This window comes from Nocardia sp. NPDC051756, assembly GCF_040681495.1.
Taxonomy (GTDB): domain Bacteria; phylum Actinomycetota; class Actinomycetes; order Mycobacteriales; family Mycobacteriaceae; genus Nocardia.
The window spans coordinates 119,027-134,262 of sequence record NZ_JBFAYV010000007.1 but is presented as its reverse complement, the minus strand read 5'-3'; the positions used below and the strand labels follow the sequence as shown (position 1 = coordinate 134,262).

The 15,236-nt window shown below is 67.8% G+C and carries 14 protein-coding genes; 11 read left to right on the top strand and 3 right to left on the bottom strand.

The features are described 5' to 3' along the window. Positions 1 to 5: 5 nt before the first annotated feature. The 3 genes from AB0M22_RS30735 to AB0M22_RS30725 all read right to left on the bottom strand — a co-directional run bounded on the left by AB0M22_RS30735 (position 6) and on the right by AB0M22_RS30725 (position 3,918). A complete protein-coding gene (locus AB0M22_RS30735; protein WP_364734354.1) occupies positions 6 to 1,805 on the bottom strand; it encodes a gamma-glutamyltransferase family protein in 1,800 nt (599 codons plus the stop codon). An 11-nt stretch (positions 1,806 to 1,816) separates the two neighbouring features. Beyond that, entirely contained in the window at positions 1,817 to 3,280 is a 1,464-nt protein-coding gene (locus AB0M22_RS30730; RefSeq protein WP_364734352.1) for an FAD-binding protein, read from the bottom strand. 158 nt (positions 3,281 to 3,438) lie between these two features. Beyond that, on the bottom strand, positions 3,439 to 3,918 hold the full coding sequence (locus AB0M22_RS30725) for a MarR family winged helix-turn-helix transcriptional regulator (protein WP_364734350.1): 480 nt from the start codon (positions 3,916 to 3,918) through the stop codon (positions 3,439 to 3,441). A gap of 103 nt (positions 3,919 to 4,021) precedes the next feature. Here AB0M22_RS30725 and AB0M22_RS30720 point away from each other — a divergent pair, with 103 nt between their 5' ends. The 11 genes from AB0M22_RS30720 (at position 4,022) to AB0M22_RS30670 (ending at position 15,236) form a co-directional block, all read left to right on the top strand. Next, positions 4,022 to 4,774 carry a VOC family protein gene (locus AB0M22_RS30720; protein WP_364734348.1) on the top strand — a complete coding sequence of 251 codons (753 nt, stop codon included), beginning with the start codon at positions 4,022 to 4,024 and terminating at the stop codon, positions 4,772 to 4,774. A gap of 8 nt (positions 4,775 to 4,782) precedes the next feature. Next, on the top strand, positions 4,783 to 5,979 hold the full coding sequence (locus AB0M22_RS30715; RefSeq protein WP_364734346.1) for an MFS transporter: 1,197 nt from the start codon (positions 4,783 to 4,785) through the stop codon (positions 5,977 to 5,979). Positions 5,980 to 6,269: 290 nt separating this feature from the next. Next, positions 6,270 to 6,770: a VOC family protein gene (locus AB0M22_RS30710; protein WP_364734344.1), complete on the top strand. Its 501-nt coding sequence runs from the start codon at positions 6,270 to 6,272 to the stop codon at positions 6,768 to 6,770. After that, a complete protein-coding gene (locus AB0M22_RS30705; RefSeq protein WP_364734342.1) occupies positions 6,767 to 7,672 on the top strand; it encodes an L-tyrosine 3-hydroxylase in 906 nt (301 codons plus the stop codon). Before AB0M22_RS30710 ends, AB0M22_RS30705 begins: the two co-directional genes overlap by 4 nt. Further along, positions 7,669 to 8,553, top strand: coding sequence for an LLM class flavin-dependent oxidoreductase (locus AB0M22_RS30700; protein WP_364734340.1), 885 nt, complete (start codon positions 7,669 to 7,671; stop codon positions 8,551 to 8,553). The genes AB0M22_RS30705 and AB0M22_RS30700 overlap by 4 nt, the downstream gene beginning before the upstream one ends. Further along, positions 8,553 to 9,386 (top strand): phenazine biosynthesis protein PhzF, encoded by an 834-nt coding sequence (locus AB0M22_RS30695; protein ID WP_364734338.1) that lies wholly within the window; start codon positions 8,553 to 8,555, stop codon positions 9,384 to 9,386. The genes AB0M22_RS30700 and AB0M22_RS30695 overlap by 1 nt, the downstream gene beginning before the upstream one ends. Beyond that, positions 9,383 to 10,612 (top strand): aminotransferase class V-fold PLP-dependent enzyme, encoded by a 1,230-nt coding sequence (locus tag AB0M22_RS30690; RefSeq protein ID WP_364734336.1) that lies wholly within the window; start codon positions 9,383 to 9,385, stop codon positions 10,610 to 10,612. The genes AB0M22_RS30695 and AB0M22_RS30690 overlap by 4 nt, the downstream gene beginning before the upstream one ends. Next, positions 10,609 to 11,409 carry a tryptophan 2,3-dioxygenase family protein gene (locus AB0M22_RS30685; RefSeq protein WP_364734334.1) on the top strand — a complete coding sequence of 267 codons (801 nt, stop codon included), beginning with the start codon at positions 10,609 to 10,611 and terminating at the stop codon, positions 11,407 to 11,409. The genes AB0M22_RS30690 and AB0M22_RS30685 overlap by 4 nt, the downstream gene beginning before the upstream one ends. Before the next feature lie 50 nt (positions 11,410 to 11,459). Further along, positions 11,460 to 12,524 carry a methyltransferase gene (locus tag AB0M22_RS30680; protein ID WP_364734332.1) on the top strand — a complete coding sequence of 355 codons (1,065 nt, stop codon included), beginning with the start codon at positions 11,460 to 11,462 and terminating at the stop codon, positions 12,522 to 12,524. Then, entirely contained in the window at positions 12,517 to 13,407 is an 891-nt protein-coding gene (locus tag AB0M22_RS30675) for an alpha/beta hydrolase (protein WP_364734330.1), read from the top strand. Before AB0M22_RS30680 ends, AB0M22_RS30675 begins: the two co-directional genes overlap by 8 nt. Further along, entirely contained in the window at positions 13,404 to 15,236 is a 1,833-nt protein-coding gene (locus AB0M22_RS30670) for a non-ribosomal peptide synthetase (RefSeq protein WP_364734328.1), read from the top strand. The genes AB0M22_RS30675 and AB0M22_RS30670 overlap by 4 nt, the downstream gene beginning before the upstream one ends.

Below are 15,236 nucleotides of genomic sequence, written 5' to 3'. Positions count from 1 at the left end.
CAGCGCTATTCGGCTACGGCGTAGGCGTGCCGCTTGCGCGGGCTCGCGGCCGCCCGGACGAACTCGTGGTCCTCGGTGAACCCGGTCGCGCAGACCCGGCCCAGCGAGTACGCGGGGACGAGTTCCACCTCGTGGCCGCGCTGTTCCAGCTGCTGGACGACCGCCGGATCGCAGGTCTCCTCGGCCACCAGGACGCCGGGCCGGTGCGCGTGCGGCGTGAAGGACGCCGGCACCTGATCGGTGTGGAAGGCGGTGGTTTCGGTGGCGGTCTGGAAGTCGAGACCGAAATCGACGACGTTGAGGAAGAACTGCAACGTCCACTGGTCCTGCCGATCGCCACCCGGCGTGCCGAAGGCGACATACGGGCGGCCGTCGCGCAGCACCACGGTCGGGCTGAGCGTGGTCCGCGGCCGCTTGCCGGGCGCCAGCGAGTTCGGGTGATCCGGCGTGAGATAGCCGCACTGGCCGCGGGTGCCGAGCGAGAAGCCGAGGCTCGCGATGGTCGGCGAACTCTTCAGCCAGCCGCCGCTGGGCGTCGCGGCGACCATGTTGCCGTGCCGGTCGACCGCGGTGACGGTGACGGTGTCGCCCTTCGTCGTGGTCTCCTGCAAGATCGTCGGTAATCCGTTGCGCAGCTGAGACATCCACTCGGTCTCGGCCTCCTGGTAGTCCGGCACGGACCGTTCGGGGATGAACGAGGTCCGGCCGCCGGGCGCACCCGGCCGCAGGTCCAGCGCGGCCCGCGGACCGACGAGGGCCCGCCGTTCCCGGCTGTACTCCTCGTCGAGCAGCCCGGCCAGGGGCACGTCGCTGAATGCCGGATCTCCGTACCAGGCTTCACGATCGGCCATCGCGAGCTTCGTGCACTCCGTCACGGTGTGCAGGTAGTCGGCGCTGCCCAGGCCCATCTTCCCGAGGTCGAATCCGTCCAGCAATGCGATCTGCTGGAGGAACACCGGGCCCTGCGACCACGGTCCGGGCTTGAACACCTGGTGCGCACCGTAGTTGTAGCTCGGGGCGGTCTCGACGGTGGCCTGCCACCCGGCGAGATCATCGGCGGTCAGCAGTCCGCTGTGCCGCCTGCCGGTGGAATCGAGCATCGGGCCGGTCGCGAGGAACTCCGAGATCTCCTCCGCCACAAAGCCTTTGTAATAGGCATCGTGTGCGGCCTGGATCTGCGCCTCACGGTCGCTCGACGCGGACTCGGCCGCTTTGATCAGCCGCTGATAGGTGTTGGCGAGCGCCGGATTACGGAACCGGCTGCCCGCCGCGGGTGCGACGCCACCCTTCAGATACGTCTGACCCGACCCGGTCCACTCGTCGCGGAACAGCGGAGCGAGCACCTGGATGGCCTGCGCGGTCTCGGGCAGCAACGGAAAGCCGTTGTCCGCGTACCCGATCGCCGGTTGCAGCACATCGGCCAGGTGCATGGTGCCGAACTCCGCGAGCATCCGCATCCAGCCACCGAACGCGCCGGGCACACAGGCGGGCAACAGCCCCGACCCGGGGATGCCGCTCAGCCCGAGTTCGGCGAAGGTATCGATGCTGACCGCGCGAGGCATCGGTCCCTGACCGCAGATCTGCTGCACATCACCGCTTCTCGCCCGATGCGCGACTACGGACAGGTCGCCGCCGAGCCCGTTGAAGTGCGGTTCCACCACCTGGAGCACGAAGCCGGCGGCGACGGCGGCGTCGAAGGCGTTGCCGCCGTTGGCCAGAATGCGCATGCCCGCGGCGGAGGCGAGCCAGTGCGTACTGGAAACTGCGCCGGTGGTCCCGGTCAGCTCGGGCTTGGATGGAGGCATGGGGAAACTCCCTAGTCGTCTTGGAAGATCTTGAGACCCGGCGCGAGAATGGCGCTGGGGTCGTAGCGAGTCTTCGCGGCCCGCAACGTCGTCCACTTGTCGCCGTAATGCGCCCGCCAGTCCGGCGCGGTGAAGCGCAGCGAGCCGATCGGATAGAGCACGGCCCCGTATTCCTTACGCGCGTGGGCGAACATGCGATCGTTGCGGTCCAGCATTTCCTCGATGAACGCCGGATCGACGCCGGGCGTCTCGGCCACGGTGTTGATGTCGAGCACGAACACCCAATCGGAACCGTTCGCCTCGGGCACCGGCGGCAGCGGCCGGGTCAGGTGCGAGCGCCGCTGCGGATACAGCAGGCTGATCCCGAACGGCCCGATATCGCGCGCGCTGAGCTGCGCCTGGACCTCGCCGACGTATTCCTCGACGACGGCGCCGGACAGCCACACGTCGTACCACGGCTTGACCAGCCGATCCCAGCCCACCTCGTCGCGCATGCCGTCGACCAGGGTGTCGATCTTGTACGCGTAGTCCAGGTAGGTGGTGTCGTCGATCAACGCCTCGGTGGTCAGGCCCTCGGTCGCGACCGCGTCGTCCGGCGGCGTGGCCGGATCGTAAAGGACTGTCGCATAAAGCCGATGGGTCGGCTCGGACTCCGGCGAGTACAACTCCGCGTAGACGTGATCGATGGCCGGTCGCTCGATGAGCGTGCGCACATCGCGGAAGAACTTTGCGTTGTCGGTGTACTCCAGCACGTAGCTGCGGGCGCGTTCGGCCGCGGGCACCAGGTCGAGCACAGCCTTGGTGATGACACCGCATTGGCCGAGCCCGCCGAGTACCGCCTCGAACAGGTCGGGCTTGTGCCGCGGCGAGCAGCGCTCGATCGCGCCGGTCCCGGTGACGACCTCGAGCTCACGCACGTGGTCGACGTGCAACCCGGTGTTCAACGCGCCGACGAGTCCGCCGAGCCCGCCCACCGAGAGTGTGCCGCCCACGGTCAGCGAGGTGTAGCCGGTGACGGCCGGCGGCGTCAGCTTCGGCGACTGCGCGTAGGCGGCGTTGATCAGGTCCTTCCACAGGATCCCGGCGTCGACCTCGGCGGCATCCGTACCGATGGAATGGATTCGGTTGAGGTATTTGTTCTCGATCACCAAACCGTCGGTGAGGCCCTGGCCGAGCGTGGTGTGCGCCGCGCCTCGGGTCGACACGCTGACGTCGTGCGCGCGGCAGAAGCGGATCATCGCGGCGATGTCCTCCGCCGAGCGTGGCCGCAGGACCGCCGCGGGCTTGTGGTTGGTGATGTTGCCCAGATCGGTGGCGACCGCCGCGCGCGACTCCTCGTCGACGAGCAGCTCACCCTCCAGCGCGGGCGCGGTAGCGAACGACAGGCCCGCGTTCTCGCCGGTGACCCACGTGCGTTCGAGCGGATCGAAACCGACTATCGCGGACTGTATGGTGCCGGCGCTGAATTCAGGCACGGCAAACTCCTTTCGACGCAATGGTTTCGGCCGATGGCAAGCACGATGGCTGCGGCCGATTTCCACTACATCGAACATATCCGGACGGCTATGTCCGGCACATCCAGAGAATCTTCAAGTTACTGTCAAAAGCTCTTGAAGCCATATATCCGGGCAGGTTACGGCGATATCGGCGCGGGCTGCGCGGCAACATGGATCGCCTCGGCGACTTTGCCGCACAGGTCGGCGAAAACTGCTTGCTCGGCCGGGGTGAGCACGGACTCGGCGATTTTGGCGTTGTCCCGCCTGCATTCGGCTGCGCGGTCGAGGAATTCGCGTCCGACCGCGGTGAGCGAGGTGGTCTGTTCGCGCCGGTCGGTGCCGAGCGCGGCCTGTTCCACCAGGTCCTGATCCTTCAGCACGCGCAGCGCCTTGGACATGGTCGGGCGCGAGACGCTCAGCGAATCGCTCAGCGCCGATGGCGTCATCGGCCCACGTAGACGCAGCATTTCGAGCACGTCGTACTGCTGCCAGGTCACCCGCTCGGGGGTCGTCCGGGTGCGGCGCGCCACCAGCACACAGGTCAGGTGAGCCAGCGCGTTCTCTATCCCGTCCTGCCAGTCGAGTACCTGGCTGTGGCCGTTTTCGTCGACAGGCACTGGTCTCTCCTCACCCGGTTGTGGACTTGATTTCCCGTCGGAAACTAGTTTACGGTAATTAGCGCTACACCAACTCGTACTCTGTCATACAGGAGGAGTGGTTATGAGCACCTCGGGTACGCACCCGACCACCGTGGGGTGGTTCGAAATCGCCGCCACCGATCCGGAACTCGATAAGCAGTTCTACCAGGGGATATTCGACTGGCAATTCACCTCGTTCGGCCCCGGTTATTACACGATCACCGCGCCAGGCGCGTCGGCGAGCATGGGCGCATTGCGCCGCGGCAGCCAGGACGCGCTGTGGATCAGTGTCGTCTGCGACGACATCGCCTCGACGATTCCGCGTCTGGAAACGCTGGGCGCCAAGGTTTTCGAGGATCCCGCCCGGACCGCAGCGGGCGATCTGCACGCGGTGATCACCGACGTGCAGGGGAACAAAATCGGGCTGTTCGAGCCCGCCGCGCGCGAGTATGTCCGGCCGGCTCCGGCGCCGAACGCGACGGCGTGGTTCGAAATCGGCACAACGGATTTCGAGGCCACCCGGAAATTCTATGAACACGCTTTCGGCTGGGCATATGAGCGGGACGAGGCCGCCGAAGGGGCGGTCTACTACAGCGTGCACCCGGGCGGTTCGAAGGAGCCGATCGGCGGGACGATGGACGTGACCGGCATGCCGAACCCGGCCGACTACGCGATTCCGGGACTGCTCGTCACCGACGTAGCCGACCTGCTCACCCGCGTCGAACAGGCAGGCGGACAACGCCTGATGGACCCGTTCGCCGACGCGACCGGCCTGATCATCGGACAGTTCACCGACCCGTTCGGCAACCGGTGGACCGCGTTCGCCCAGCCGTGAGGGGTGCCATGCCGTTCGCCGTATACGTGTTGGGCCTGGGCGTCTTCTGCCTCAACACCACCGAAATCATGGTCGCCGGGCTGATTCCCGGCATGTCGAGTGACCTCGGCGTCTCCATCGCCGCCATCGGCTATCTCGTCTCGATCTTCGCCTTCGGCATGGTCGTCGGCGGGCCGGCGCTGATCGTCGGCCTGTCGAAGGTGCCGCAGAAGAAGTCGCTGATCTGGCTGCTCGTGGTGTTCGTGGTCGGGCAGACGATCGGCGCGCTGGCCCAGGACTATTGGGTGCTGGTGATCGCCCGGGTGGTGACCGCGCTGGCCGCGTCGGCGTTCTTCGGGGTCGGCGCCGCGGTCTGTGTGCGTCTCGTCGGCGCCGAACGGCGCGGACGCGCCATGTCGGTGCTGTACGGCGGCATGATGGTCGCCCAGGTCGTCGGCCTGCCGCTGGCCACCTTCATCGAGCAGCACTTCGGGTGGCGGGCCAGCTTCTGGCTGGTCGACGCGCTGGCGGTGGTGTGTATCGCCGCGGTCGTGGCGCTGGTGCCGTCCGGCGGCAATACCCAGACCATGGATTTCCGGGCGGAGATCCCGGCGTTCCGGAACCTGCGCCTGTGGGGCGCGTACGCGACCAATGCCCTGGTCATCGGCTCGGTCGTGGCCGGATTCACCTATCTGTCACCGATTTTCACCGATGCGTCGCACTTCGCGCCGGCCACGGTGCCGGTGCTGTTCGCCATGTACGGGATCGCCACCGTGCTGGGCAACGCCGTCGTCGGCCGGTTCGCGGACCGCTACACGCGGCCGATCCTGTTCGCAGGCCTGATCGCGTTGATGCTGGTACTCGCGGGTTTCGCGCTGTGCGTCGAATACCAGGCGCCGACCATTGTCGCCACCGTGCTGCTAGGCCTGATCGGCCTGCCGCTCAACCCGGCCATGGCGGCCAGGGTGATGTCGGTGTCGAACGAGGGTGCCCTGGTCAACACGGTCAATGGGTCGGCCATCAACATCGGTGTCATGATCGGCCCGTGGCTCGGCGGCCTCGGGATCAGCGCCGGACTCGGTCTCACGGCACCGCTGTGGATCGGCGCGGCGATGGCGCTGTGCGGGCTGCTCACGCTGATACCTGATCTGCTGCAACGCAATCAGGCACCCGTGCAGCCGGCGATGCAGCCGGCCCGTGCCGAGGGGTCCGGGCACAGTTCGTAATCGCCGCCAATATGGTTGCGGCGTATTATGTTTCATGGAGATGCGTCCAGTCGGGCGGCGTGGCCGTATGCGCGCCGCCCCATTGGACTCGAATCATCCAGCGCACCGGAGTATCCGGTTTCGAGCGCATTAAACCCCTGGTAATCAAAGGTTTTCGGCAAGCGCCGACAACTGTTGTCTGACAGCGATTTAAGAGTTTCTTGAACCCCATTTGATTGCCCCTGACCTCGCTCTCCGTCGAGTATGGAAGGTGCTGGGACATTCCCTCCCACAGCGGTGAGGGACCCGCCATGAGCACATTCGCGACGGAAAGGCATCCGATGCACGGGCTTGACATCGCGCCGAGATTTCACCACCTCGCCATTCAGACCGACGACGTGGACGCCACGATCCGGTGGTACCAGGAATTCCTCGGCGCCACGGTGGAATGGAAGCTCGACAGCTTCTCGCCACTCACTCTCGAGCGATTGCCGGGAATCGAGAAGCTGGTCGAGCTGAAAACGGGGGACGTGCGATTCCACGTCTTCGACCGGTCCGGGCACACACAGGACGGCCCGGACCCGCTCGGCTACCAATATCAACACGTCGGTATCACCGTGGACCGGCCGGAAGACCTGGTCGCCCTTCGGGAGCAGTGGCTGAAGGCGCGCGCGTCGACCGACCTGCACTGGGCCAGGGACGAAGCGCCGTCCGACATCGTGACCGATGCGGACGGCATGCAGAGCCTGTACGTGGTCGATCCGAACGGCCTCGAAATGGAATTCCTCTACTTTCCTGGAGCGGGGTCGTGAGTACTAACGGACATCAGTCGAAGGGGCGCCGGCCGCCCGCGTTGCAGCCGCATGTGTTGTTCATGCCGCCGCTGGGCGACGGCTTCGAGGGTTCCGCGGACGCGCACAACGATGCCGACGCCGCCGATCGAGAAATGCTGGACTACAAGGTATTCGGCGCCCAGCCGGTGGAGGAGGAACGGCTCTTCTGGTACCGCTGGATAGCCGGTCACCAGATCTCGTTCCTGATGTGGCGGGCCATGTGTGACGTGGTGTGGCTGCACTCCGACGACGAGGCCGACGGGCCCGGCGAGCGCGAACTCGACCTGCTGTCGGCCTGCGTCGACGGGTACAGCGCGATGCTGCTCTACTCGTCCACCGTCCCGCGGGACCACTACCACGCCGACATCCGCGCGCGAATGGCGTTGCAGCACCCCGCGTTCAGCGGCACTTGGGCGCCGGACTATCGACCGGTCCGCCGGATCTTCCGCGGCAAGATGCCGTGGCAGGACGATCCATCGTGCGCCGCGCTCGACGCGGCCGTCGCCCGCAACGAGGCGACGCACAGCCATATCGCCGATCATCTTGTGCCGGACGGTCATTCGCTGTTGCAGAAATCCGCCGGCACACCCGGCGTCAGCGTCTCCCGGGAGAAGGAAGACCTCTACGACAACTTCTTCCTGACCGTCCGGCGCCCGGTCAGCCACGCCGAATTCGTGGCCCAGCTCGATGCCCGGATCGCGGATCTCACCGCGGACCTGCGGCACAACGGGCTGTACCCCAATGTCGACGGGCAACATCATCCGGTCGTCACCGCCCAGTCCGACGCGGTGATGCGACCGCTGGTCACCGACATCTTGCACGTGCTGGATCGGGCCGCCCGGCTGGTATCGGACATGCGACTCGAGGAGGCGCGCCGATGAAGCACGGCATTGTCCTACTGCCCGAGCACGAGTGGAAGGTCGCCGCCGACCGGTGGCGCGCCGCCGAGCAACTCGGCTACCAGCACGCCTGGACCTACGACCACCTGATGTGGCGCTGGCTCGCGGATCGCCCGTGGTACGGCTCGATTCCGACGCTCACGGCCGCGGCCACCGTCACCAGTTCCATCGGCCTCGGCATGCTCGTGGCCACCCCCAACTTCCGCAATCCGGTCGCGCTCGCCAAGGAACTCGTCACCGTCGACGACATCGCGAGCGGCCGGCTGATCTGCGGACTCGGCTCCGGCGCACCGGGATTCGACGTGAGCATCCTCGGTGGGCCGGACCTCGGCCCGCGCGAGCGCGCCGATCGATTCGAGGCGTTCGTCGAACTCCTCGACACCGTGCTCGCCCGAGGCTCCGTGACAAAGGTGTCACGCTGGTACACCGCGTCGGGCGTGGACTTCCATCCGCGCGCCGGCGACGCGCCGCGCCTGCCCTTCGCCGTGGCCGCGACCGGCCCGCGGGGCATGGCGCTGGCCGCCAGGTTCGCGCGGTACTGGGTTACGTCCGGACCGCCCAACGACTTCCGCAGGCGGCCGCTGCGCGAGGTCGTGCCCCTGTTGCGAGACCAGGTGCGCGTCATCGACGCCGCGTGCGAGCGGGCGGGCCGGGACCCGGCCACCCTCGGCAAGCTGTTCGTCGCCGACGCGGCGGTGGGCGGGATCACCGGTTCACTCGCCGCCTACGAGGACGCCGCGGGTGAGCTCGAGCAGGCCGGCATCACCGACCTCGTCGTGCACTGGCCGCGCCTGGATCAGCCGTATCAGGGCGACGAGCAGGTCGTGGTCGATTTCGCCGAGAAGCATCTGGGAGGCGAGTGATGCAAGTACTACGCGTGGACATGTTCGGCGCGGCGCCCGGCCGGGGGAGCACCTTGGATGTGCTGATCCCCGAGGGCCGGTGCGACGACAGAGCGGTGGCGGAAGCCACCGAGTATGCGTGCCAAGGCAATTCGGACGAGAGCGCCCTGGTGAGCGAATGCTCCCCGGCGCAACAGACCTTCGGGTCGCGGATCTTCAACACCGACGGTGAGACGCCGTTCGGCACGCATTCGCTGGCCGGCGTGGCCGCCTGCGTGGTCGGCACCGGTCGGCTGGCACCGGGTGAGGTCGGCCGCACGGCCGAGGTCGGCTGCCAATGGTTGTGGACCGACGGCCGCGAGGTGCGGGTGCCGTTCGACGGACCCGTTGTGCACGAACCGATTCCGTACGACCCCGCGTTGTTCGGCTGGCGCAACGGCAGCTCGCACGCCGGTGGCATCGGACGGGCCTTCAACTTCGTTCAGGTCACCGACGACCCGCGCTCGATGCGGATCCCGGATCTCGACCGGATGCGGGAGGTGGGTCTCACGGATCTCACCGCGTATCGCTGGGATCCGGATCGTCAGGAGGTGCTCGCCCGCGTGTTCGCGCCCGGGTTCGGCATCCCCGAGGACGCGGGCTGCCTGCCCGCGGCCGCCGCGCTGGGACTCATCGGGCTCGGCCTGACCGCGGACGGCCGCTCGCCGGTCACGGTTCGCCAGGTGACCGGAGACGGTCGCGAATCCGTCTTCGGCTGCACCGGCTCTAGCCACGGCGACACCGCCAGCGTGCGGATCACCGGCCAGGTGTGGGTGCCCGCGATCGACGACGAGCAGAAAGCGAGTGAGGGATGAGCATTCGGTCGGAATCCGGCGCAACCATGCCGGCGCTCGCCGAGGCCAAGCGCCGGGACGATCTCGATCCGCTGGCCCAGTACGCTCGCCAGTTCGCCACCGAGGGCTCCATCCACCTCAACGGGAACTCCCTCGGCCCGCCCCGCGGCAGCCTCTCCGCCGAACTCGACCGCGTCGTGTCCGGCCAGTGGGCGCCGCGTCAGGTGCAGGCCTGGTTCCGGGACGGCTGGCTCGAGCTGCCGCGCACGGTCGGCGACAAGCTGGGCACGCTGCTCGGCGCCGGGCCGGGGCAGGTGCTGGTCGCCGGCGAGACCACCTCGACGACCCTCTTCAACGCGCTGACCGCCGCTTGCCGGCTGCGCCCGGACCGTCCGGTGCTGCTGATCGAGGCCGAGTCGTTCCCGACCGACCTGTACATCGCGCATTCGGTGGCCCGGCTTCTGGACCGCGAACTCGTTGTCGAGCCGCGGGCCGGATTCGATGAATACCTGCGGGACAACGGCGCTCAGGTCGCTGCGGCGCTCGCCGCACCCGTGGACTTCCGCACGGGGGAGCGGCGGGAGATCCGCCCGGTCACCGCGCTGTGTCACGCCGTAGGGGCCGTGTCGGTGTGGGATCTCAGCCATGCCACCGGTGTGCTGCCGGTCGATCTCGATGCGAATGCGGTCGACCTGGCCGTCGGCTGCGGGTACAAGTACCTCGGCGGAGGCCCTGGCGCACCGGCTTTCACCTATGTCCCCACCAGACTTCAATCGACCGTGGACTTTCCGCTGGCCGGCTGGCACGGGCACGCCAAGCCGTTCGCGATGGTGCCGACGTTCATCCCGGCCGACGACATCGATCGGGCCCGCACCGGCACACCGCCGCTGCTGAGCCTGGTCGGCCTGAATCATGCGCTCGCCCCGCTGGTCGAGGTCGGGATTCACGAATTGCACCGGCGTTCCAGGGATCTCGGCGAGTTCTTCCTCGAATGCCTCGAAGGCAGCCGCCCGGAATTGCTCGATCAGCTGGCGTCCCCACGCGAGGCGGATCGCCGCGGTGGTCATCTCGCGTTGCGAATTCCGCAGGCGGACAAGATCGAAAGCGCGCTCGCCGACAGCGGCGTGCTGGTCGACGCCCGCCCACCGGACCTGATCCGCTTCGCCTTCGCGCCGCTGTACGTGACGCACGAGCAGGTGTCGAAGGCGGCCGACGCACTGTGCCGCGCCGTGGAGGGAGTGCAATGACCCGCGCCCCCGAATACGTTGCGCCCGAGTACGTCACCTACGCGCACATGGACGAACTGCACGAGTTGCAGGTCCCGCGCAGCGAGGCCCGCGGCGAGCTGAACTTCATCCTGATCAGTCACGTCAAGGAGCTGCTGTTCCGCGCGGTGATCGACGATCTCGACACCGCACGCCGTGCCCTGGTCCGCGACGACGTCGCCGACACCTGCCTGGCGCTGGCCCGGGCGACCCGCACGCAGCGGGTGCTGGTGGCTTGCTGGGAGTCGATGAACGGCATGTCGGTCGATGAATTCGTGGCGTTCCGGGAGGTGCTCAACGACGCCTCCGGCACCCAGTCCTTCGCCTACCGCGCCCTGGAGTTCGTGATGGGCAACCGGCCGCAGCGTCAGGTGGAGGCGGCGTTCCGCGACGGGCACGCGATGCTGCGCGCCGAACTGCTGGAGCCGTCGCTGTACGACGCGGTGCTGCAACATCTTGCCCGGCAAGGCTTTTCGGTCCCCACCGAATGCGTCGAAAAGCCGTCCGCGCAACAGCACGAATCCCATCCGCTCGTCGAGGACGTGTGGTTGGAGATCTACCGGCACCCGGACCGGCATCCCGATGCGCACCGGCTGGCGGAGGCCCTGCTGGAGGTCGCCTATCAGTTCTCGCACTGGCGGGCCACCCACCTGCTCGTGGTCGAGCGGATGCTCGGCGGCAAGAGCGGAACGGCAGGCACCGACGGAGCACCGTGGCTCCGCGCCATCAACGAACACCGCTTCTTCCCGGAACTGTGGACTTTCCGCACCCGGCTCTAGACGCGCACACCTCAGACAAATACCCCGACTGCTGGAGGAACACGATCACGATGACGGAACTGAAGACCGAGCTGACGAAACCGGTCGACCTCACCTCGCTTGTCCCGGTGTTGTTCGGGTTCGCTGCTTTTCAGCAGCTGCGCGCGGCCTCGGAATTGCAATTGTTCGAATACCTCGACCTGAACGGCCCGTCCACCAGCGACCAGGCCGCCGAAGGGCTGGGACTGCCCGCCAAATCCGCGCGTCAGCTGCTGCTCGGCACCACCTCGCTCGGCCTGACCGACCGCGAGGGCGAGGAGTACACGCTGAGCGCGATGCTGCATGACGCGATGGCAGACGGCACCTGGCCGCTCATCCGCAACATCATCGACTTCCAGCAGCGGTTGACCTACCTGCCCGCCAAGGAATATGCCGAGTCGCTGCGGACCGGCAAGAACCTGGGCCTGAAGCACCTGCCCGGCAAGGGGAACGACCTGTACACCCGGCTCGAACAGACGCCGGAATTGGAGGCGCTGTTCTTCCGCGGCATGCATTCCTGGTCGGAGCTGTCCAATCCGGTGCTGCTGCACCAGGTCGACTACAGCACGGTGACCAAGATTCTGGATGTCGGTGGCGGCGACGCGGTGAATGCGATCGCGCTCGCCCAGGCACACCCGCACTTGAGGATCACGGTGTTCGATCTCGAGGGCGCCGTCGAGGTGGCCGGCGACAATATCGCGGCCGCCGGGCTCGGTGACCGGATCGACGTGGTGGCCGGCGATATGTTCGGCGATCCGCTGCCGCGCGGCTACGACGCGGCGCTGTTCGCACATCAGTTCGTGATCTGGTCGCCGGAGCAGAACCGGGCGCTGCTGGAGCGGGCGCACGCGGCGCTGCCGCCGGGCGGCCGGGTGATCGTGTTCAACGCGTTCGCCGACGACGACGGGCGCGGTCCGCTCTACACCGCGCTGGACAACGTCTACTTCGCCACCTTGCCGTCCGAGGAGTCGACCATCTATCCGTGGCGGGAGCACGAAGAGTGGCTCGTCGCTTCGGGATTCGGCGACATCAAGCGGATCCGCAACGAGGGCTGGACGCCGCACGGAGTCATCGAAGGGCGCAAGTCCGATGAGTGAGCAAACCCTGCTCGACCGCGAGTACTCGCCGAGTTCGGTCGCGCGGCACATGGCCGGCTCGCTGCGGCGGTACCGGACGCTCAGCGACGCCGCCCGGTCCGAGCTGGACGTGCACATCGCCGTGCCGTACGGCGAGGGCCACGGCGAGCGGTGTCACGTGTTTCCCGCTGTGCCGCAGGGCACTCGGGGACCGGAGACGCCGGCGCTGGTGTTCGTGCACGGCGGCCACTGGCAGGAGTCCGGCATCGATGACGCCTGCTTCGCCGCCGAGCACGCGGTGGCGCACGGATGTGCCTATGTCGCCGTGGGGTACGGGCTGGCCCCGGATCGCACGGTGCCCGGCATGATCGGCTCGGTGGTCCGGGCGCTCGACTGGCTGGTCACCACCGGTCCGATGCTCGGGATCGACCCGGAGCAGTTGCACGTGGCCGGTAGCAGCGCGGGCGCGCATCTGCTCGCCGCGGCGCTGACCGGCGAGGATGCGCCCCGAGTGCGCAGCGCGTGCCTGCTGAGCGGGCTGTACGACCTCACCGAGATCCCGGAAACCTACGTCAACGACGCCGTCCGGTTGACCCCCGAACTCGCCCGCGAGTGCAGCCCGCTGCGGATGCCCGCACCGCGGTGCGATTCGATCCTGCTCGCCGCCGGGCGGCACGAGACCCGGACCTATCTGCGCCAGCACGCGGCGTACGCGGAACATCTTGCCGCGCAGTCGGTCCCGGTCAGCGCGCAGATCGTGCCCGAGCGAGACCACTTCGACCTGCCGCTGGATCTGGCCGACCCGTCGACCCCGTTCGGCCGGACCAGCCTGCGGCACCTCGGCCTGGCGCCGCGCCGCCGAGGCGCATCAACACCGGAAGGAACGGTGACATCAGCGCGATGAAACCCACACTGACCGCCCCGGAGTCCGTCACGACGGGCTCGGCCGAGGGCGCGACCACCGAGACCATCGTCGACGCCTTCGTGCGCACGGCGCGCGAATATGCCGAGCGGGAGGCGATTTCCGACGGCGACACCACACTGACCTATGCCGAACTGGACAATCTCAGCAGCCAGATCGCGCGCGCGTTGCGTGATCGCGGACTGACGCCGGGGGCGCGGGTCGGGGTGCATCTCGAGCGCAGCCTCGCCACTTATCAGGTGTTCCTCGGCATCCTCAAGGCCGGGCTCGTGGTGGTGCCGTTCAATCCGGTTCACCCGGCGGAGCACAAGTCGCGGATGTATCAGGTCGCTGAGCCGGTGCTTACCGTAACGGACTCTGCTGCGGCAGAAGGTTTTCCGGCGGATACGTGTTTGCCGGTCGGCGATCTGCTGTCGGCTGCGTCGTCGTTGTCCACCGAGTCGGGACCGTCCGCGGTTACCGCGGCGGCGCCCGCGTTCATCCTGTTCACCTCGGGTTCGACCGGCGTGCCCAAGGGCGTCGTGATCGCGCATCGCGGGATCGCCCGGGTGTCACAGCATCTCGTCGGATTCACCCCCGGCCCCGAGGATCGGTTCCTGCAACTCGCGCAGCCCGCGTTCGCCGCGTCGACCACCGACATCTGGACCTGTCTGCTGCGCGGTGGCCGGCTGACCATCGCGCCGCAGGAGATGCCGCCGCTCGGCGAGCTGGCGAGAGTCATTGCGCGCGAGCGGATCACCGTGCTCAACCTGTCTGTCGGACTGTTCAACCTGCTCGTCGAGCACCATGCCGAGCAGCTCACGCATGTCCGGACGGTGATCGTCAGCGGCGACTTCCCGTCCGCGTCGCACCTCGAGCGTGCGCTGGCGGTCATCGACGGCGACGTGTTCAACGCGTTCGGCTGCACGGAGAACTCCGCGCTGACCGCGGTGCACAAGATCACCGAGGCGGACCTGTCCGATGCCGAGATCCCGGTCGGGCGGCCGATGCCCACCGTCGAGATGTCCGTGCGCGACGAGCAGTTGGAGCAATGCCCGCCCGACCGGATCGGCGAGCTGTGCATCGCCGGTGACGGGGTGGCCCTGGGCTACCTCGGCGATCCCGAGCAGACCGAGCGGAAGTTCGTCCGGCACGACGGTCACCGACTGCTGCGCACCGGCGACCTGGCCAAGCTGACCACCGACGGGGAGATCGTGCTCGCCGGACGCACCGACCAGATGGTCAAGGTGCGCGGATTCCGGGTGGAGCCAAGGCATGTCGAGGTGACCGCCGAGGCGTTCCCCGGCGTCCAGCAGGCGGTGGCGCAGGCGGTGCCGAGCGGCGGCGCGGCGGACCAGCTCGCGCTGTGGTGCGTGCCGGTGACCGGACACGAACTCGCGGAACGCGATCTGACCGAGTATCTGCGAAAGCAACTGCCCGACTACATGGTTCCGTCGATGGTCCTGGTGGTCGACGCCTTTCCGCGCAACGCCAACGGCAAGATCGACCGCAAGGAACTCGGCACGCGGCTCGCCGAGCACAGCGTCGACGAGGCACCGGAGGGCGTGGACACGAGTGTCCCCGTGCGGACCGAACCCGAGGACCGGATCGCCGCGGTCGTCCGCTCGTCGCTGGCCGACATCACCAAGACCGACGAGCTCGACCTGGATGCCGGACTGATCGAAAGCGGTGTCACCTCACTGCAATTGATCGACCTCGGCGCCCGGCTCGAGGACGTGTCGGGCGTCGAACTGGCCCCCGACGAGATTGTCGGCGCGGGCACCGTGCGCGGTGTCGCCGACCTGATCCGCACCAAGCGTGCGCGAGGCTGA

Bases quoted from the DNA above. Each gene is read 5' to 3' on its own strand.
- AB0M22_RS30715 (WP_364734346.1), top strand. From the start codon at position 4,783: ATGCCGTTCGCCGTATACGTGTTGGGCCTGGGCGTCTTCTGCCTCAAC.
- AB0M22_RS30695 (WP_364734338.1), top strand. From the start codon at position 8,553: ATGCAAGTACTACGCGTGGACATGTTCGGCGCGGCGCCCGGCCGGGGG.
- AB0M22_RS30720 (WP_364734348.1), top strand. From the start codon at position 4,022: ATGAGCACCTCGGGTACGCACCCGACCACCGTGGGGTGGTTCGAAATC.
- AB0M22_RS30710 (WP_364734344.1), top strand. From the start codon at position 6,270: ATGAGCACATTCGCGACGGAAAGGCATCCGATGCACGGGCTTGACATC.
- AB0M22_RS30680 (WP_364734332.1), top strand. From the start codon at position 11,460: ATGACGGAACTGAAGACCGAGCTGACGAAACCGGTCGACCTCACCTCG.
- AB0M22_RS30700 (WP_364734340.1), top strand. From the start codon at position 7,669: ATGAAGCACGGCATTGTCCTACTGCCCGAGCACGAGTGGAAGGTCGCC.
- AB0M22_RS30670 (WP_364734328.1), top strand. From the start codon at position 13,404: ATGAAACCCACACTGACCGCCCCGGAGTCCGTCACGACGGGCTCGGCC.
- AB0M22_RS30735 (WP_364734354.1), bottom strand. From the start codon at position 1,805: ATGCCTCCATCCAAGCCCGAGCTGACCGGGACCACCGGCGCAGTTTCC.
- AB0M22_RS30675 (WP_364734330.1), top strand. From the start codon at position 12,517: ATGAGTGAGCAAACCCTGCTCGACCGCGAGTACTCGCCGAGTTCGGTC.
- AB0M22_RS30685 (WP_364734334.1), top strand. From the start codon at position 10,609: ATGACCCGCGCCCCCGAATACGTTGCGCCCGAGTACGTCACCTACGCG.
- AB0M22_RS30690 (WP_364734336.1), top strand. From the start codon at position 9,383: ATGAGCATTCGGTCGGAATCCGGCGCAACCATGCCGGCGCTCGCCGAG.